Source organism: Burkholderia sp. Ac-20344, from assembly GCF_017104975.1.
In the GTDB taxonomy this organism is placed as follows: Bacteria; Pseudomonadota; Gammaproteobacteria; order Burkholderiales; family Burkholderiaceae; genus Burkholderia.
Genome location: NZ_JAAGPP010000115.1, coordinates 13,349 through 30,635, shown reverse-complemented (window position 1 = coordinate 30,635; position 17,287 = coordinate 13,349). Strand labels below are relative to the sequence as shown.

17 protein-coding genes are annotated in these 17,287 nt (G+C 67.2%); 7 read left to right on the top strand and 10 right to left on the bottom strand.

What is annotated here, in order from left to right; translation table 11 throughout:
• The 4 genes from G3N64_RS28805 to G3N64_RS28790 all read right to left on the bottom strand — a co-directional run.
• On the bottom strand, positions 1 to 670 hold a 670-nt coding region (locus G3N64_RS28805), incomplete at its 3' end, for a molecular chaperone (RefSeq protein ID WP_205787068.1).
• Positions 671 to 685: 15 nt separating this feature from the next.
• The gene (locus G3N64_RS28800) at positions 686 to 1,183 is read right to left on the bottom strand and encodes a spore coat U domain-containing protein (RefSeq protein WP_205787074.1); all 498 of its coding nucleotides are present in this window, start codon (positions 1,181 to 1,183) and stop codon (positions 686 to 688) included.
• 576 nt (positions 1,184 to 1,759) lie between these two features.
• Positions 1,760 to 2,965 (bottom strand): MFS transporter, encoded by a 1,206-nt coding sequence (locus G3N64_RS28795; RefSeq protein WP_205787066.1) that lies wholly within the window; start codon positions 2,963 to 2,965, stop codon positions 1,760 to 1,762.
• A 729-nt stretch (positions 2,966 to 3,694) separates the two neighbouring features.
• Entirely contained in the window at positions 3,695 to 4,606 is a 912-nt protein-coding gene (locus G3N64_RS28790; protein ID WP_205787065.1) for a LysR family transcriptional regulator, read from the bottom strand.
• Between the two features lie 156 nt (positions 4,607 to 4,762).
• On the opposite strand from G3N64_RS28790, the gene G3N64_RS28785 reads away from it, so the two are divergent.
• Entirely contained in the window at positions 4,763 to 5,683 is a 921-nt protein-coding gene (locus G3N64_RS28785) for a pyridoxal-phosphate dependent enzyme (protein ID WP_205787063.1), read from the top strand.
• Between the two features lie 364 nt (positions 5,684 to 6,047).
• Here the strand turns inward: G3N64_RS28785 and G3N64_RS28780 are convergent, their stop codons facing one another.
• Both G3N64_RS28780 and G3N64_RS28775 read right to left on the bottom strand, forming a co-directional pair.
• The gene (locus G3N64_RS28780) at positions 6,048 to 7,163 is read right to left on the bottom strand and encodes a DUF2242 domain-containing protein (RefSeq protein ID WP_205787061.1); all 1,116 of its coding nucleotides are present in this window, start codon (positions 7,161 to 7,163) and stop codon (positions 6,048 to 6,050) included.
• 116 nt (positions 7,164 to 7,279) lie between these two features.
• Positions 7,280 to 8,173 (bottom strand): LysR family transcriptional regulator, encoded by an 894-nt coding sequence (locus G3N64_RS28775; RefSeq protein ID WP_205787059.1) that lies wholly within the window; start codon positions 8,171 to 8,173, stop codon positions 7,280 to 7,282.
• 108 nt (positions 8,174 to 8,281) lie between these two features.
• On the opposite strand from G3N64_RS28775, the gene G3N64_RS28770 reads away from it, so the two are divergent.
• The gene (locus tag G3N64_RS28770) at positions 8,282 to 9,037 is read left to right on the top strand and encodes a TerC family protein (protein ID WP_205787058.1); all 756 of its coding nucleotides are present in this window, start codon (positions 8,282 to 8,284) and stop codon (positions 9,035 to 9,037) included.
• Between the two features lie 103 nt (positions 9,038 to 9,140).
• Positions 9,141 to 9,479 carry a zf-TFIIB domain-containing protein gene (locus G3N64_RS28765; RefSeq protein ID WP_205787056.1) on the top strand — a complete coding sequence of 113 codons (339 nt, stop codon included), beginning with the start codon at positions 9,141 to 9,143 and terminating at the stop codon, positions 9,477 to 9,479.
• Between the two features lie 27 nt (positions 9,480 to 9,506).
• On the opposite strand, the gene G3N64_RS28760 is transcribed toward G3N64_RS28765, so the two are convergent.
• Both G3N64_RS28760 and G3N64_RS28755 read right to left on the bottom strand, forming a co-directional pair.
• Complete coding sequence (locus tag G3N64_RS28760; protein ID WP_205787054.1) at positions 9,507 to 9,917, bottom strand: Hsp20/alpha crystallin family protein; 411 nt, start codon at positions 9,915 to 9,917, stop codon at positions 9,507 to 9,509.
• 16 nt (positions 9,918 to 9,933) lie between these two features.
• Complete coding sequence (locus tag G3N64_RS28755) at positions 9,934 to 10,374, bottom strand: Hsp20/alpha crystallin family protein (RefSeq protein WP_205787053.1); 441 nt, start codon at positions 10,372 to 10,374, stop codon at positions 9,934 to 9,936.
• A gap of 247 nt (positions 10,375 to 10,621) precedes the next feature.
• Here G3N64_RS28755 and G3N64_RS28750 point away from each other — a divergent pair, with 247 nt between their 5' ends.
• Entirely contained in the window at positions 10,622 to 11,539 is a 918-nt protein-coding gene (locus G3N64_RS28750; RefSeq protein WP_205787051.1) for a 3-hydroxyacyl-CoA dehydrogenase NAD-binding domain-containing protein, read from the top strand.
• Between the two features lie 34 nt (positions 11,540 to 11,573).
• Here G3N64_RS28750 and G3N64_RS28745 read toward each other — a convergent pair whose 3' ends face one another.
• Positions 11,574 to 11,855, bottom strand: coding sequence for a DUF4148 domain-containing protein (locus tag G3N64_RS28745; protein ID WP_205787050.1), 282 nt, complete (start codon positions 11,853 to 11,855; stop codon positions 11,574 to 11,576).
• A 193-nt stretch (positions 11,856 to 12,048) separates the two neighbouring features.
• On the bottom strand, positions 12,049 to 12,897 hold the full coding sequence (locus G3N64_RS28740) for a LysR substrate-binding domain-containing protein (RefSeq protein WP_027787899.1): 849 nt from the start codon (positions 12,895 to 12,897) through the stop codon (positions 12,049 to 12,051).
• 402 nt (positions 12,898 to 13,299) lie between these two features.
• Between G3N64_RS28740 and G3N64_RS28735 the strand changes: the two genes are divergently transcribed.
• The 3 genes from G3N64_RS28735 to G3N64_RS28725 are packed head-to-tail and all read left to right on the top strand — an operon-like array spanning position 13,300 to position 17,253.
• Complete coding sequence (locus G3N64_RS28735) at positions 13,300 to 14,934, top strand: sulfatase (protein ID WP_205787049.1); 1,635 nt, start codon at positions 13,300 to 13,302, stop codon at positions 14,932 to 14,934.
• Positions 14,935 to 14,939: 5 nt separating this feature from the next.
• A complete protein-coding gene (locus G3N64_RS28730) occupies positions 14,940 to 16,283 on the top strand; it encodes an MFS transporter (RefSeq protein ID WP_205787048.1) in 1,344 nt (447 codons plus the stop codon).
• Positions 16,267 to 17,253 carry an SUMF1/EgtB/PvdO family nonheme iron enzyme gene (locus G3N64_RS28725; protein ID WP_205787047.1) on the top strand — a complete coding sequence of 329 codons (987 nt, stop codon included), beginning with the start codon at positions 16,267 to 16,269 and terminating at the stop codon, positions 17,251 to 17,253. The genes G3N64_RS28730 and G3N64_RS28725 overlap by 17 nt, the downstream gene beginning before the upstream one ends.
• Positions 17,254 to 17,287 lie beyond the last annotated feature (34 nt).

Sequence of the window (17,287 nt, the reverse complement as noted above, 5' to 3'; positions counted from 1 at the left end):
CGGCCGCTCGCACCGTGACCTTGCCGCCGAGCGTGACGCCGGCCGGCAGCGGCACGCTCCACTGGCCCGTGCGACCCGCGAGTGCATAGCCGAGCAGGCCGCGCGTGAGCGGATACGTGCGGCCGTCGCCGGTCACGAGCTCGACCGACGCCAGTTGCGCGCGCCGCGCGCCGCCGTTGTGCACCCGCAGCAGCCAGCCGCCGTTGCCGCGCAGCAGCGCCCAGTCGAGCTGCGGCGCGCCGTTGGTGGCAGGCTCGACGAACACCGGAATCGAATAGCGCAGCCGGATCGACACGCCGTTGGCCGGCGCCTCGCCGGGCTGCGGCAACTCGTCGATCAGCAGCCGGTAGCTCTGCTCGGTGCCGGACGGTGTGCGCGACGCCCGCACGACGCGGATCAGCTGTTCGGATTGCGTGCCGACTTCGATGAGCGGCGGACTGGCCAGCAGATCCTGGGTGGGCGTCAGCGTGTCCTGGCCGTCGGCCTGGTCCCAGCGGAACACGCGCACCTGCCCGTACACGGGGCGCTCGCCCGGATTGCGCAGCGTGATGCCGGTGGCCGTGTCGTCGGTGCCGAATTCGATCGTGACGGGGGAAATCTGCAGCGACGCGGCGTGCGCGGCGCCGACCGCGCACAGCAGCGCGGCGAGCGTTCGTCGGAATGCGGTCATGCGAAGCGGCGCCGGTCAGAAGTAGACGGTTGCGGTGACGGTCGCCTGATAGGTGTCCGGCTTCGGCGTCGCCTGCGCGGGCACCTGGCCGTAGACGGTCAGGGTCTGCGCGGAGCCCGTGCCGGTGCCGGCCACGGTGTCCGTGCCTTGCGTATTGCCCCAGATCGTCGTGCGCCCGGCATCCTGGTAGAGCTGGAAGCCGACGGTCGTCGTCGTGTTGCCGGTCGTCGTGCCGGCCATCAGCCGGCTCGCGACGCTCGACCCGGTGACCGTGCCCGCGTCGAGACCGACGTTGTACGGTGTCGTATTGGTGCAGGTGACGCTCACGGTCGTCTGCTGGTTGATCGCCGTGGCCAACACCCCGCTGGTGCCGAAGGCGAGCGGGTTCGCGGCGATCGCGCAGTTCGGTTGCAGCGTCAGCGTGACGTTGAAGGTGGCGGTCGCGGTGCCGTTCGAGTAGGTGGCAGCGTCGGCGGCGGGAGTCGAAAGGCCGATTGACAGCGCGAACGACAATGTCGTGGAAGCGATGGCAACTTTCACACTGATCCCTCATCGATCGTTTTTTTCATTGGATTTATGCCGCGCTTCGCATGCCACGGTATCGCAAACGCTGATACGAATCGGCAAGTCTTTCAATCCTAAATTTTAGGCTGTTTCATTTTGTTACATTTTGGTTGAGCGTTGATTGAATAAAGTCAGAAAGTATTTCATTTTTCGATTTTCAATGTGCGCGCCGAACGAAATATTTTCTTGCGACGCAGCAATTGCTTCAAGGTCGATACGGGGTGCAAAAAGATTTTGCGACTGATTCGGCGGGATCAATCGGCCCGTACGAAATGGATAATTAATGCGTCTGGTGAAATGGGGTGGATGAAAAAAGAATCATTCAATCGGATTGAATTGATTCCGATGCCATGTAAATGAATTGAATTTGGCGTGAGGCGGGATATCTCGGATATTCCGGATTGAAGGGCTGGCGAACCTGAATTGACGGCCGAAAACGAAAACGGCCGCATTACGCGGCCGTGAGCGTGCTTGCCGTAAAGGGCAGCGGGCCGTCGCGCCTCACCGGCGCGCGACGTGTCGCGACTACGAATTCGCGGCGGCCGGTGCGCGGCGCTGCTGCGCGATCTGCAGGAAGACGAGCGCGAGTCCGGCTGCGGCGATCAGCCCGCCGACGAGCGGCACGGCCGCATAACCGAAGCCCGCCGAGATCGCCGCGCCGCCGGCGGCCGCGCCGAGCGCGTTGCCGAGGTTGAACGCGCCGATGTTGACGGCCGACGCGAGGCCCGGCGCTTCGTGGGCCGCCCGCATCACGCGCATCTGCAGCGGCGGCACGACCGCGAACGTCGCGATACCCCACACGAGCAGCGTGACGGCGGCGCCGGCATGCGTGCTGGCGAGCACCGGGAACGCGGCCATCGTGGCGATCAGCAGCAGCAGGAAACCGATCAGCGTGCCGTCGAGCGAGCGGTCGGCCAGGCGCCCGCCCGCGATGTTGCCGATCGAGAAGCCGACGCCGATCAGCACCAGCATCGCGGTCACGAAGCCGGGTGTCGCGCCGTTCAGGTGTTCGAGCGTCGGCGCGACATACGTGTAGAGCGTGAACATCGCGCCGGCGCCGAGCACGGTCGTCCCGAGCGCGCCGAGCACGACGGGGCGCGTCAGCACCGACAGTTCGGCGCGCAGGTCGGGCATCTTGCCGGCTTCGCCCTTCGGCAGCGCGGCGAACAGCCCGGCGATCGCAACCAGGCCGAGGCCCGCGGTCGCCGCGAACGACATACGCCAGCCGATGATCTGGCCGAGCCAGGTCGCAGCCGGCACGCCGCCGACGTTCGCGATCGTGAGCCCCATGAACATCGTCGCGACCGCGCTGGCCTGTTTTTCGCGCGGCACGAGGCCGGCCGCGACCACCGAGCCGAGCCCGAAGAATGCACCGTGGTTGAGGCTCGTCACGAGGCGGGCGAGCAGCAGCGTCGTGTAGCCCGGCGCGAGCGCCGACAGCAGGTTGCCGATCGTGAAGATCGACATCAGCGCGATCAGCGCCGAGCGGCGCGACCAGCGCGCGAGCAGCAACGTCATCAGCGGCGCGCCGACCATCACGCCGATCGCATAGGCGCTGATCAGCATGCCGGCTTGCGGAATCGACACGTGCACGCCGTCGGCGATCACGGGCAGCAGGCCCATCGGCGAGAACTCGGTCGTGCCGATGCCGAACGCACCGGCGGCGAGTGCCAGCAGCGGCAGCGCGGCGCTGCCGCCCGGGCGGGAAGGAGAGGGAGTCGTGGGGTTCACGCGATGAATTCCTGTGGTCGAAGGACGACGGCACGGGGCCGTTGAGGACAAGGTGAAGTGTGCCTGCATGACTTTTGCGGAAAAAGCCGCATACGGGCGAAATTATCTTGATTTCATCTCAACAATGCAGCGAGCGCACGAAGCCCGCTGGTGGCGCGGGCGAACGAGAGGGCTTTAGCGAAAGTTTCCTGTAATGGGAAAGGCGCCGCTTTCGGCCGGGAGATCGCGATCCGTGCGCGTTTCGAGGCGGACTGCCGGTCGCGCCGGCCGGTGATCCGGTAGCGGGCCGTCGATCGACCGGCGGCGCGTGGCCGGGCGGCCCGGCCAGGTGCGGCCATCACCTCGCGCGAGCGCCGCATCATCGCCGACAACCGTTTGCAGACAAGGCATACGGGCAAAAAAAGCCCCGGCCACAGGGGGACCGTGACCGGGGCAGAAAGGCATCCTCTCTTTGGCACGAGGGTTGGATGCGCGCGAAGTATATTTCGGTGCATGGCAATTCGAACCGGCGTTAAACGGCCGTTTTTCGTGCCAATTTAAAAACACCACCGCTGCGGCGCCCGCTGTCGGCATGCTGAAAGATTTGTTTTCGCAGACGTGATGCCGGCGTTTAGCGCGTCAAGGCGGCTAAACCGGCGGTTTGACGCAGCGAAGCGCTCGGTCGTCGATCGACGGTACGAATCGCGCCGTTCGATCGTGTGCGTGACGTGTCGGACGAGCAGCGTCCGGTCAGCCCGCTTCGCCGGCCGCCTCGCGCACGGCCTCGAGAAACCGTGCGACGACCGGTGACGGCGGCACGGCCGCACCGTCGAACACGAACTCGATGTCGAAGCGGCTTGCGAGTTCGTCGAGCGCAACGAGCCGGACCGTGTGCGGGCAGGTCGGCGACGCGCTTTCCGGCACGAACGCACAGCCCATTCCGGCCGCGACGAGGCCGATCAACGTCGGGATATCGCTGCCGACCTGCGCGATGCGCGGCGTGAAGCCGGCCTGCTGGCACTGCGTCATCAGGAACCGGTGGTGCGCGGCGGAGCGCTGCGCGTCGAACCAGACGAACGGCTCGTTCGCGACGTCGGCCAGCGTGCGCGGCGCGGTGTAGCGCCCGCCCGGCGGCGCGGGCATCGCGAGCACGAAGCGGTCGCTCAGCAGTCGCACGCCCGACAGATGCGGCGCCTCGTCCCGACGCCACGCCATGATCCCGCCGTCGAGCTGGCCGCGCACCAGCGCGCTCGCCTGTTCGGCCGACAGCATCGGCGCGATCGACAGCTTCACGTCCGGGCACGCGTCGCGAAACGCCTTGAGGACGTTCGCGACGACCGGCAACGGCAGGCAGTTCGGCAACGCGCCGAGCCGCAGTTCGCCCAGCTGGCCGGCCGCGCTGCGCAACGCGCGCTCGCGGCTGTCCTGCAGTGTCGCGAGCAGGCCGGTCGCGTCCTGCAGGAAGCTGGCGCCGGCCGCCGTGAGCGTGACGCCGGTTGCGCGGCGCACCAGCAGCGGCGTGCCGATCGCGTCCTCGAGTTCGCGGATCTGTCGCGACAGCGCGGGCTGGACGATGCCGGCCGCGCGGGCACCGGCCATCACGCTGCCGGCTTGCGCGACGGCCACGAAGTAGCGCAGGTGACGCAATTCGATCTGGCGCATGCGGTATCCGTTCCGGTGGGTCGATATACCTGTGAAGCATAGCAAACGCCATTCGATGGTATTGGAAAGCATGAGGCGCGTGCCGTACGATGACCGTCATTGCCACGCGCGCTCGCGAGTCGCGCGTGTTCCCTCCGTTTCCATTGATCCCGTCCCATGCCGCTTCATATTCCAACCCCTTATGTCCGCTCGCAAATCGCATCCCGCCGGCTCGGCAGGACCATCCGGCTGAAGCTCGATGCGCTGCAGCCGTCGGGTTCGTTCAAGCTGCGCGGCATCGGCGCCGTCTGTGAAGCGCGGCATGCAGCCGGCGCGCGGCGTTTCGTGTCGTCGTCGGGCGGCAACGCGGGCATCGCGGTCGCGTATTGCGGACGCGAACTCGGCGTGCCGGTGCTCGTCGTCGTGCCGGAAAGCGCGTCGGTCCGCGCACGCGAGCTGATCCGCGTCGAGGGCGCGGAGGTGGTCGTGCACGGCGCGAGCTGGGCCGAGGCGAACGCGTTCGCGCAGTCGGCGCTCGGCGAGCACGACGCGTTCGTGCACCCGTTCGACGACCCCGTGCTGTGGCAGGGCCACGCGACGATGATCGACGAGATGGCGGCGGCCGGCCCGAAGCCCGGCGCGGTCGTGCTCGCGGTCGGCGGCGGCGGGCTGCTGTGCGGCGTACTCGAAGGGCTGGCGCGCAACGGCTGGCACGACGTGCCGGTGGTCACGGCCGAAACGGAGGGCGCCGACTGCTATGCGCGCTCGCTCGCGCAGGGGCGCCCGGTCGAATTGCCGGCGATCACGAGTATCGCGACGTCGCTCGGCGCGAAGCGGCCGTGCGATGCGGCGGTCGAATGGGCGGCGCGACACGAGATTCATCCGGTCGTCGTGTCCGATGCCGACGCGGTGGCCGCGTCGCTGCGCTTCCTCGACGAGCACCGGATCGTCGTCGAACCTGCGTGCGGCGCCGCGCTGGCCGCGCTCGAGCGGCCGGTGCCCGTGCTCGCGTCGGCGACGGATATCGCCGTGATCGTCTGCGGCGGCGTGACGGCGACCGTCGAGCAGATGCAGACGCTGAGCGCGACGTTGCGATAGGCGGGGTGGACGGCGGAAGGCGGCCTGTCGGGGGATGGTTGGACGGCCGTCGGCGACGGATATCGCCGTGATCGTCTGCGGCGGCGTGGCGGCGCCCGTCGAGCGGATGCAGACGCTGAGCGCGACGTTGCGATAGGCGGGGTGGACGGCAGAAGCAGGTCTGTCGAGGGACGGCCGGACGGCCGTCAATCCCGGCGAACGTCGGCATCGGCCGCGCATGCTCGCCACGAAGCGTCGACGCAAAGTCGGCGACTCAACGGGCAGGCAGCCTGCGGCACGGAAAGTCCCGTGAGGGATGACGGGAAAGGGTGCGTATCGCCGCGCTGCGCCGGGTGCGGCCGGGCGCGACGATACGGGCAGCCGGTCAGTTTGTGGCCGGTGCGCTCGCGCCGGATGGTGCGGGCGATGCGACGGGGTTGGCGGCAGCAGGCGCGGGCGATGTACCCGAGGGTGCCGATGCCGATACGGGGGCCGATGCGGCGGACGCGGGCGCAGGCGCGGCCGGTGCCGAAGCCGTTGCGGCAGGTCGCGATGCCGGGCCGGACGCGGATGCAGGCGTGGAAACCGGCACGGGAGCCAACGCCGGCGTGGATGCCGATCCGGACGCCGGTGCAGGGGCGATAGCCGGTGCGGGCGTCGACGAGGCGGCGGGAGCAGAAGCCGCCCCCGAAGCCCGTACCGCCCCCGAACCAGACGCCGCCACCGGCGCGGCAGCACGCAGCACCGCCGGCGCGGCCACGGCCGACGCCGCGGCCGGCACGGCGCTCGCGCCCGATTCGGGCGTGACGACCGGCAGCGAAAGCGGCACGGGCGCCGCGGGCGGCGTCGGCACGACCGGCGTGGTCATCTTCATCGGCTCGCCCTGCGGCGTCGGCGCGGGTTCGGGCAGCGGCGTCACGGGTTCCTTCTCGGCGGCCTTGACGGTCGCGCGGTCGCGGCGGGCCGGGTCGATCTTCAGGAAATGCTCGACGAGATTGAAGAAGCGCTCATAGAACACGCCGGCGGGAATCGTCTCGCTGGCGGTCTTGACGAGCGCGTCGTCGCTCGACCCGATCGGCAGCGACAGCGAGCCGAACACGCTGAGGCCGACGCTGGCCGACGTATTCGACTTCTTCAGCGTGTAGCGATCCTGCACCGCGTTCACGTACGCGATGCTCGACGTGCCGTCCGCGTTCGCGTCCGCACACACGACGTGAAACTCGATCACGACGTGCATGTCGTTGTTCGGCTGGAAATTCTTGCTGCCGTCGACCGCATCGTTGCGCGACGACGACACCACATAGCCCTGACTCAGCAGCGCGCGCCGCGCGGCCTCGCAGGCCGCGTCGGATTTCGAATGGAACGTATGCGCATACGGGCTGCTCGTCGCGTCGAACTGTTCCTGCTGGTAGATCGGCTTGGGCGGCGACGAGCACGCCGCCAGCAGGGCCGCGGCCGCGAGCGCGCACGAAACGGAAAACAGGCGAAATCGGTTGTGCATGGCGTCTTTCAGAAGGCTTGGCGAGAGGTCGCGCAACGGGCGGTGCCTGGATGAAGCGCGCGGCAATCTCGTAAGGCCGGGGCGCCATTATAGTTTCGTTTGATGTCGCGCTCGCTTCAGTCGGCCGGTGCGCCACGCGCCGCGGCCAGCAATTGCGACGTCAGCGGATGGTGTTCGCCGCGCCGCGAGCGGATCGCGTGGATCTCCTCGGTCACGTCGCCCGCGCGCCCGAGCCGCCGCAACCCGCGCAGCAGCGACGCATCGTTCGCGCCGAGTTCGCTCAGCGGAAACACGCCGAGGCCGCGCGCCGCGAACACGGCCATCAGCGCGCTGTCCTCGAATTCCCCGGCCACGCGCGGCACGATCCGTTCACCTTCCAGCCACAGGTCGAGGCGCGCGCGCAGCGCCGAATGCGCGGTCGGCAGCAGCACGGGCAGGTCGGCCAGGCATGCCGGAAAGTGCTGCCGCGCGACCGGCGTGACGAGTGTCGCGGGGCCATACCAGTCGACCGGCGACGCGACGAGCTGCTCGCTCGTCACGCGCAGGTTCGAACCGGACGGCGCGCCCTGGCCGGCTAGCACCAGATCGAGATGATGCAGCGCGAGCTCCGCGAGCAGTGCGTCGTGCTCGCCCTCGTGGCACAGCAGCCGCAGCGTGGGTGTATCCAGCACGGGTGTGAGGATCGCGTGCGCGGCGAGCTTGGAGATGCCATCGGCGAGGCCGACCGCGAGCCGCACGGTCGGCTGGCTGGCCGCCGCGCGCACTTCGTCGGGAATCAGCCGCCCCATCTCGAAGATCACCTCCGCACGCGCGAACGCGGCCTGGCCGGCGTCGGTCATCGTGACGCCACGCCCGGCCGGGCGCAGCAACTGGTGCCCGAGCGCTTTCTCGAGCTCGCGCACCTGCGCGCTGATCGTCTGCACGGCCATGTCGAGCCGCCCGGCCGCACGCGCGAAGCCGCCTTCCTTCACGACGACCCAGAAATAGTACAGATGTCGGAAATTGAGCATTGGATCGTAATTTCGGAAAAACCGAACTGAAAATCAGATTCTCTCTGATTTTTCCGAAGTTCGGGGCGGCATATCATTGGGCTTTCCACTTTCGTATCGGCCCATTTCATGGACTACCTGCTGACGCTTGCCGTTGACCCCGCCGTCTGGGCTGCGCTCCTGACGCTCGTCGTGATGGAAGTCGTGCTCGGCATCGACAACCTGATCTTCATCTCGATCCTCAGCAACAAGCTGCCCGAAGCGCAGCGCGCCCGCACGCAGCGCCTCGGCATCGCGCTCGCGCTGGTGATGCGCCTCGCGCTGCTCGGCAGCGTCGCGTGGATCGCGAGCCTCACCGAACCCGTATTCACGCTGTTCGACCATGCGTTCTCGTGGCGCGACATGATCCTGCTGTCGGGCGGCCTGTTCCTCGTGTGGAAGGCGACCACCGAGATCCATCACCACGTGTCGCACGACGCCGAAGGCGCGGGCGGTGCCGGCGGCGCGGCCGGCCTGACGATGTGGGCCGCGATCGGCCAGATCGTGATGCTCGACATCGTGTTCTCGATCGACAGCATCGTGACCGCGATCGGCATGACCGAACATGTGCCGATCATGTTCGTCGCGGTGATCGTCGCCGTCGCCGTGATGATGTTTGCTGCGCAACCGCTCGCACGCTTCATCGACCGCAACCCGACCATCGTCATGCTCGCGCTGTCGTTCCTGGTCGTGATCGGCATGACGCTGATCGCGGAAGGTTTCGGTTCGCATGTGCCGAAGGGTTACATCTACGCGGCGATGGCGTTCTCGGCGTTCGTCGAGGGCATGAACATGCTGGCGCGACGCGCGAAGGCGAAGCGCGCGGCACGGACGGAAGGCCACTGAGCCACCGCGCGTGACACGGCCGATGCGGTGGCCGGCGTCACGCGCCTCCGTCACGCGCCTCATATGGAATCCAGATGAAATTCGCACGGAAAGGAGAAACGCGATGAAATGCCCAGTCTGCAAGACGCCCGACCTGCTGATGGCCGAGCGCCAGTCGATCGAGATCGACTACTGTCCGACCTGCCGCGGCGTGTGGCTCGATCGTGGTGAGCTCGACAAGCTGATCGCGCGCGAGACCGGCGATGCGCCAGCGCGTCGCGACGAGCCACCCGTGCGGCACGATGCGCAAGCGCCGCGCGGCCACGACGGCGGATGGGGACGCGACGGCCGCTCGCATGACAACCGTGACAGGCACGATGGCCGTTCGCACGACGATCGCTACCGGCACGACGGCCAGCAGCGTCGCCGGAAGTCGGTGTTCGACCTGTTCGACTTCGACTGATCGTAATTGCACCGCACGCGTCGGTGCTTACGCGTTGCCGGCCGTCACGTCGATGCGGCGCGGACGCGTTTCCTCGCGGCGCGGAATCGTCAGCGTCAGCACGCCGTCGCGCAGGTTCGCGTCGATCCTCGACGTGTCGAGGTCGGGGCTCAGCACGAAGCTGCGCGCATAGCGCGTCGCGCGGATTTCGGCGTGCCGCACGCGCAGGTCGGCCGGCGTGTCGAGGTGCGTGTCGGCTTCGATCGTCAACGTGTTGTCGTGCACCTTCACGTCGAGGTTCTCGCGCGGCACGCCGGGCAGGTCGGCCCGCAGCGTGACGCCGAGATGGTTCTCGACGACGTCGACGGCCGGCGTGATCGCGGGCCGGCGGGCCGCTTCGGCGGCAGCAGGGTGAACGGTGTTCGTCTGACGCTCGGCCAGGGTCGGGTTCGAATTCATGTCGGTATCCTGAATATTATTGAACGGTGATCGCACGCGGCTTCGATGCCTCGCGCCGGCCGACGCGAATCAGCAGGCAGCCGTTTTCATAGCGGGCGCTGACCTGGTCGGGATCCGCGTCCCGCGGCAGCTCGACGACACGGCGGAATGCGCCGTGAAAGCGCTCCTGCGCATAGGTGCGCAGATCGTCGCCTTCGCTGCGTGGCGCCGGCTTGCGCTCGCCGCTGATCGTCAGCAGGTCCTTGTCGATCGACACGTCGAAGTCGGCCGCGGCCATGCCGGGCGCGAACGCGACGATCTCGATGGCGCCGTCGGTGGCGCCGACGTTGAGCGCGGGAAAGGCGCCGGGCCGCACCGCGCGGATGCCGGACGGACGGTCGCCGAGCAGGTTCGCTACCTGCCGCTGCACGCGGGCGAATTCGTCGAACAGGTCGCTGCCGAAATGGATACCGCTCATGTTGGTCCTCCTGAACAGGGAACGCGGGAGACGTAACGGCGCGACGCCTGCGGCGGGCGCGACGCGGGAACTCCACTGGGTCGAAACGGGGGCAGTGCGTTGGATGGTGCGCTGCCCGACGACGTGTAATTAGTGGCCACCGCAGCGCATTTCAAGAGCGAATCTGCAATCTGCATCAATGCATGCCCGTGCGATTCGATGCGACAATCGCCGCGATCTATCTGCAGACCAACGACACGGGACAATCATGGACATTCGACGCATCGCGATCGTCGGCGCCGGCGTGATCGGCGCGAGCTGGGCCGCCTTCTATCTGACGCAGGGTTTCGACGTCGTCGCGACCGATCCGGCGCCGCAAGCCGATGCGCGGCTGCGCGACGCGCTGGCCGCGTTTCTCGGCGACCGGGCCGCCGAACTTTCCACGCGGCTGTCGTTCGACGCCGATCTCGTGCGCGCGCTCGACGGCGTCGACTTCGTGCAGGAGAACGGCCCGGAGCGGCTCGACCTGAAGCGTGCGCTGTACCGGCAGATGGACGACGTGCTGCCCGCACACGTGCCGATCGCGTCGAGTTCGTCGGGCCTGAAAATGTCGGACATCCAGACCGCCTGCGACAAGCATCCGGAACGTTGCCTGATCGCGCATCCGTTCAATCCGCCGCACCTGATTCCGCTCGTCGAGCTGGTCGGCGGCGATGCCACGAGCCAGGACGTGATCGCGCGGGTGAAGGCGTTCTACGATGCGCTCGGCAAGCAGACGATCGTCCTCAACAAGGAGATGACCGGCCACGTCGCGAACCGGCTCGCGGCCGCGCTGTTCCGCGAGGTGTATCACCTCGTCGGCGAAGGCGTCGTGAGCGTTGCCGATGCGGACAAGGCCGTCGCATGGGGTCCCGGCCTGCGCTGGGGGCTGATGGGGCAGTGCCTGACCTATCACCTCGGCGGTGGCGCGGGCGGCATCGCGCATTTTCTCGAACACCTGTCGGGGCCGATCACGAGCTGGTGGGACGACCTTGGCACGCCTTCGTTCGATCCGGACGTCGATCGCAAGCTGAACGACGAATTGCGCGCGATCCAGGGCGAGCGCTCGATGCAGGAACTGGCGGCCGAACGCGACCGCCTGCTCGTCGAGCTGATCGACGCGCGGCGCCGCAGCTTCCTGCCGTGACCACGCCGCGGCGTCGCGTCCGGGCCCCGGCCGGCTACTGCTGCGCGGCGGTTTGCGAGGCCTGCGGCGTCTGCGCGAGCCATGCCGGGCTCACCGCCTGCACCAGCTCGCGGTTGCGCGCGCGCGTCGCGGCGTTCGGCGGGTAGTTGCCGTCGTTCGTCGGCAGTTCGCCGTCGAGATAGGCCTGCTTGAGTTGCGCAACGACTTCCGCGCGTGTCAGCCCCGGCGCGGGCGTCGCGGTGCCGGTGGTCTGGGCAAAGGCGGGGGACAGCAGGGCGGCTGCGGCGGTCGCGACGGCGAATCGCAAGGCATTCATGGCGTGCTCCGATCAAGGGGACGGGACACCGGATACGCACGGCGGCTGGCCGTGCATTCCGATGGGTCCCATTGTCGCGAGCGGGTGCTGCGCGGACGATGACGCGTTCCGGGCAAAGCTGTCAGTTGCGGGCGCGGGCACCGGGCGCGGGCACCAGGCGCGCCTGCGCCTGCGCATGTCGCGCCCCGGGCAGTTACAACTCCGATGCCGCCGTGATCAGCGTCGCTTCGAGTGCGAGCGTCGAACGCGATGCGGCCGCCGGCCGGTCGATCACGTATTCGAGTTCGCCGAGTTCGGGCAGCCCCGCGTCGAGCCGCGCGAGCCCGGCCGGGATCACGTAGCCGGCGAACGCGCTGACGCCGAGCCCCGCGCTCGCGGCGGCGCGCAACACCGCGACGCTGCTGCTCACGACCGCGATCCGGTACGGCCGCCCGACGGCCTCGAGCGATTCGAGCACGCGGCGGCGCGACACGCTCGGTTCCGGATGCATCGCGAGCGGCAGCACGGCCTCGTGGCCGGTGATCCGCGAATCGGGGCCCGTGCACCAGTACAGCGGCTCGCTGCGGATCACGCGGCCCCGCCGGCTGCCGGCGATGCGCTTCGCGAACACGAGATCGTGCCGCCCTTCGTCGAGCGCGTCGAACAGATCGCCCGACAGCCCGGTCGAGATCGCGAGCTCGACTTCCGGATTGCGCTGCACGAAGCTCGCGAGCGCGGCCGTCAGGTGCGCCGACGCGAAATCCTCCGACATCGCGAGCCGCACCTTGCCCGACAGCGGCGGCCCGCACACCGACGTGACGGCCTCGTCCATCAGTTCGAGAATGCGCACCGCGTAGCGGAACAGCGCATCGCCGTGCTGCGACAGGTGCACGTTGCGCGTGTCGCGCTCGAACAGCGGCCGGTCGAGCAGTTCCTCGAGGCGGCGGATGTGCTGGCTGACGGTCGACTGCGACAGGCTCACGCGCTCGGACGCGGCGGTGAAACTGCCGGACTGGGCGACGGCGACGAAGCTGCGCAGCAGCTCGGGCGGTAACGGACGCATTGCTGAACCTATCTTTCGTGTAATCGTAGGGAAGTGTTGCGCATGCGCGGGCTCCTTGCAATATAGGGTATCAAGCACATGCAGCATGGTCGGCGTTGCGCACGATGGCGCACGTCGCCGGATCGATTGCGCCTGCAATGGATCGCCGGTGCCGTCCCGAATACGCGGTAAACATTCGCCTCTCCCTGATCCGGGCATTGTCACTTGACGACCTTTGTCGCCCTGTGCGATAAATTATCCTACTGGATAATTAATGGTGTGCGAGGTATCGCTCGTGTTACGGAAACCTGTCTTCACGATTGGCGAACCGCCGCTCGAACGTGGGGACAGGAAGCGGAGCACATCGGTATCGACGCGATAGCGAACGCGTCGGCGCCCGCACGCCGAAAAAACGGAGACATCATGAAAGCGATCGTCGTCATGTATGACAGCCTCAACCGGCGCATGTTGCCGCCCTATGGCTGCGACTGGATCAAGGCACCCAACTTCGAGCGCCTCGCGAAGCGTAGCGCGATGTTCGACAACTGCTACGTCGGCAGCATGGCATGCATCCCGGCGCGCCGGGAGCTGCACACGGGGCGCCACAACTTCCTGCATCGCAGTTGGGGGCCGCTCGAACCGTTCGACGATTCGATGCCCGACATGCTCAGCCGTAACGGTATCTACACCCATCTTGCCAGCGATCATCGGCATTACTGGGAAGACGGCGGATCGACTTATCACACACGCTATGACAGCTGGGAGTTTTTCCGCGGCCAGGAGGGCGATCCGTGGAAGGGCGAGGTACGCGATCCGCCGCGCCCGTTTCCGATGAAGGGCGCGTCCAAGCAGAAGGCGGCGCGGCAGGACTGGGTCAACCGGCAGTATTTCCCGACGGAAGATCTTCATCCGCAGACGCTGACGTTCGATGCGGGGGAACACTTCATCCGCAAGAACCACGACGCCGGGTCCTGGTTCCTGCAGATCGAAACGTTCGACCCGCACGAGCCGTTCGTCAGCTATCCGCGCTACAGGGAACTCTATGCACATGAGTATCGCGGGCCCCATTTCGACTGGCCGTCATACGGCCCTCTCTGCGAGGACGACACCGACGATGAAATCCTTCATGTCCGTGCGGAATATGCGTCGCTCGTGTCGATGTGCGATCACTCCCTCGGCCGGGTGCTGGATCTGATGGACGAACTCGATCTATGGAAGGACACGATGCTGATCGTGTGCACCGATCACGGGTTCATGCTCGGCGAACACGGCTGGTGGGCAAAAACGGCCCAGCCCTGGTTCAACGAACTGGCGAATACCCCGCTGTTCATCTGGGATCCGCGCAGCGCTCGAGCGGGCGTGCGTCGCAATGCGTTGGTACAGACGATCGATCTGGCGCCGACGATCCTCGATTTCTTCGGTATCGCACCGACACCGGACATGCAGGGCGTGCCGCTTCGGGATGCGGTTCGTTGCGATGCGCCGGTCCGCACGGCCGCGCTGTTCGGCATGCACGGCGAGCACGTCAACGTGACCGACGGTCGATACGTGTACATGCGCTCGGGGCCCGACCCGGACAACCCGGCGCCGATATACGAGTACACGTTGATGCCGATGCACATGAAGGAAATGTTCGGCGTCGACGAACTGGCGGACATTCAGCTTGCCGAGCCGTTTTCGTTCACGAAGGGCGTGCGCACGATGAAAATCGCGGCCCGACCGCTGGGTTATTCATACCGCGCCGGCACGCTGCTCTTCGATCTCGCGTCGGATCCTGCGCAGGCGAACCCGATCGTCGACGCCGACGTCGAGCGCCGCATGGCCGGACTGCTTCGCGACCTGATGGTGCAAAGCGACGCGCCGGCCGAGCAATATGAACGCATCGGGCTGCCGTCCGAAGGGAGCATCGCCGACGAACATCTGCTCGCGGCCGCCCACGCGGGGCGGGCCGAGGCGCTGCGGCGCGCGTTTGCGAGACAGGCCATGGCAATGCGTTTGGCGGCGACGGGCGCCACGACGCCGAGCCGGCAACACGATCAATCCACCGCAGGCGGCTGACTGTCATGTACGGATCCGTTGAGGTACGAGAAACCCCCGCCGGCGCGGTCGAGGCGGCGGGGGCCGCACCGGTGGTGAAGAACCGCTGGCGCTACATGGGTATCCTGACCGCGGCCCAGGCGATGGACAACAGTGAGTCGAGCGTTCTGCCGACGCTGTTTCCGGTGATCAAGGCGAGTCTCGGATTATCGTTGTCCAGCCTTGGCGTGCTGATGGTGTGCAGCAAGATCGCCGCGGCGCTTTTCAGCCCGTTCTGGCTCTGGCTGGCCAGGCGCTGGAATCGCAAGAGCGTGCTCTTCGTTTGTACCGGCGTGTGGGGGGCATGGGGTGTCGCGGCCGGGTTCGCGCACAACTTCACCGCATTGCTCGTCTGCACGTCGGTGCTCGCGGTGGGGACGGCGGGGGCCAGCGCGTTGATTACGTCCATTTTCGCGGATCTGTTCGACGACGCGATGCGCGGTCGGGCGGTCGGCTACATGTATGGCGCCACCGCGCTCGTCACCGCGCTGATGGGGCCGCTGCTGGGCCATCTCGCGGATATCGACGGCGGCTGGCGCATCGGATTCTGGCTGCTCGGCGGCGTCAGCATGCTGGCCGGGCTGGGGGTGCTCATCGGGTTTCGGGATCCGGGCGTCGGCGCGTCGCAAGCGGTGGTGTCGCGTCCAGCGACCGTCGAAGCGACTCCAGTCTGGCGCGATTTGCGCGCATTGTTTCGCATTCCGACGTTCGGCGTCATGCTCGTGTCGAGGCTGCTTGCCGGCCAGTTGCTGATCATGTCGTTCGGCGTCGTATACCTGACGCAAGTCTTCGGATTTCCGAACAGGACGGCTGCGTTCGTCATCGCACCGACCGGCATCGGCTACCTGCTCGGTACGATTGGCGGGGCGGTGATCTTTGACCGGATGCACCGGAGATGGCCCGACTTCGGGCGCGTGGCGTTCCTCCAGATCATGCAGGTTGCATTCGGTGTGCTGGCGCTCACCGGCACCCAGTTGAACTGGGGCAGCATCCATGTATTCGGCGTTTTCTTCTTCATGATGGGATGCGCACTGGGCGCGCTTCCGGGCGCGAACAGGCCGATCGTGATGGCGGTCGTGCCGCCTCGGCTGCGAAGCCTGGCATTTATGATCCTGATCGCGATCGCAGAGTCGCTGACCTGGGCCGCCTACAATGCCGGCGCGGGATGGTTCGGCGACCGGTACGGCCTGAAGAGCGTATTCATGGTCGTAGTGGTCGGGTTCGTGTTCGTCAATGGCGCACTCATCACGGTGCTGTACCGTACCTATCCGCGCGACGTTGCGCGCATGCAGGACAGCCTGCGGGAGAACGAGCGTGGACAAGTTCGATAAGCCCGAACGGGGATGCTGCACGCCGCGTCGCGATGACATCCAGGCGACAGGCGACACCGCGCGTCTGTCCAGGCCGCCTGCGCCGGCCGCCGTACCGGCGTGCGGATATGCGCACCATCCCGACGTCGCCTGGTTCGCTGGAGGCGCTGCCTGGCTCGGTACCGATGCGCCGGTGATCAAGGCGGACGGCGAGGGGCCGCGGCGAAAGCTTCATTTGCAGCCGTTCGGCATCGAGTGCCATGCGGTCACGAACCAGCGCTTCGCCGAGTTTGTGGCCGCAACCGGTTATCGCACTGACGCGGAGCGGTTTGGATGGAGCTACGTATTTCACGCTTTTGTCGAACCCGGCTTCGCGACCGATGCATCGGAAAGCGCACCCTGGTGGCGATCGATTCCGGGTGCGTGCTGGGCGGCCCCCGAGGGACCCTCGTCATCGCTGGCCGGGCGTGACATGCATCCTGTCGTCCATATTTCTCGCAACGATGCCGCCGCATTCGCGAAATGGTGCGGCGGCCGGCTGCCGATGGAAGCGGAATGGGAGCACGCGGCGCGGGGAGGCGCGGACGACCGTCGCTTTCCGTGGGGAAATGAAGAACCCGCCGAGGATGCAATGCGCTACTGCAACATCTGGCAAGGCCGCTTTCCCGATCTGTACATCGATGGCGACAGGCGGTTTGGGACGGTCCGGGTGGACGCGTACGCGCCGAATCCGGCCGGCCTCTACAACTGCAGCGGCAACGTGTGGGAGTGGTGCGGCGACCCGTTCCGGGTCACGTCCCTGTCGAGCGCCGGAAAGGCGCGGGATCGGCAGGCGGTCTCGGACAAGGAGTACACGCTGAAGGGCGGCTCGTACCTGTGCCATCGAAGCTACTGTTATCGCTACCGCATCGCGGCGCGAACCGGACGCCCGAGCGATACGTCGGCCGGACACACGGGTTTCCGGGTGGCATACGATGCGGCGTTGAAGTGACGGTTCGCCTGCCGCGGGTCATGGCGCTCGCGCA

Excerpts from the sequence above, each read along its gene's own strand:
- G3N64_RS28765 (WP_205787056.1), top strand. The coding sequence starts at position 9,141 with ATGAAATGCCCAGTCTGCAAGACGCCCGACCTGCTGATGGCCGAGCGC.
- G3N64_RS28760 (WP_205787054.1), bottom strand. The coding sequence starts at position 9,917 with ATGAATTCGAACCCGACCCTGGCCGAGCGTCAGACGAACACCGTTCAC.
- G3N64_RS28780 (WP_205787061.1), bottom strand. The coding sequence starts at position 7,163 with ATGCACAACCGATTTCGCCTGTTTTCCGTTTCGTGCGCGCTCGCGGCC.
- G3N64_RS28740 (WP_027787899.1), bottom strand. The coding sequence starts at position 12,897 with ATGCGTCCGTTACCGCCCGAGCTGCTGCGCAGCTTCGTCGCCGTCGCC.
- G3N64_RS28770 (WP_205787058.1), top strand. The coding sequence starts at position 8,282 with ATGGACTACCTGCTGACGCTTGCCGTTGACCCCGCCGTCTGGGCTGCG.
- G3N64_RS28785 (WP_205787063.1), top strand. The coding sequence starts at position 4,763 with ATGCCGCTTCATATTCCAACCCCTTATGTCCGCTCGCAAATCGCATCC.
- G3N64_RS28735 (WP_205787049.1), top strand. The coding sequence starts at position 13,300 with ATGAAAGCGATCGTCGTCATGTATGACAGCCTCAACCGGCGCATGTTG.
- G3N64_RS28790 (WP_205787065.1), bottom strand. The coding sequence starts at position 4,606 with ATGCGCCAGATCGAATTGCGTCACCTGCGCTACTTCGTGGCCGTCGCG.
- G3N64_RS28730 (WP_205787048.1), top strand. The coding sequence starts at position 14,940 with ATGTACGGATCCGTTGAGGTACGAGAAACCCCCGCCGGCGCGGTCGAG.
- G3N64_RS28750 (WP_205787051.1), top strand. The coding sequence starts at position 10,622 with ATGGACATTCGACGCATCGCGATCGTCGGCGCCGGCGTGATCGGCGCG.
- G3N64_RS28745 (WP_205787050.1), bottom strand. The coding sequence starts at position 11,855 with ATGAATGCCTTGCGATTCGCCGTCGCGACCGCCGCAGCCGCCCTGCTG.
- G3N64_RS28755 (WP_205787053.1), bottom strand. The coding sequence starts at position 10,374 with ATGAGCGGTATCCATTTCGGCAGCGACCTGTTCGACGAATTCGCCCGC.
- G3N64_RS28775 (WP_205787059.1), bottom strand. The coding sequence starts at position 8,173 with ATGCTCAATTTCCGACATCTGTACTATTTCTGGGTCGTCGTGAAGGAA.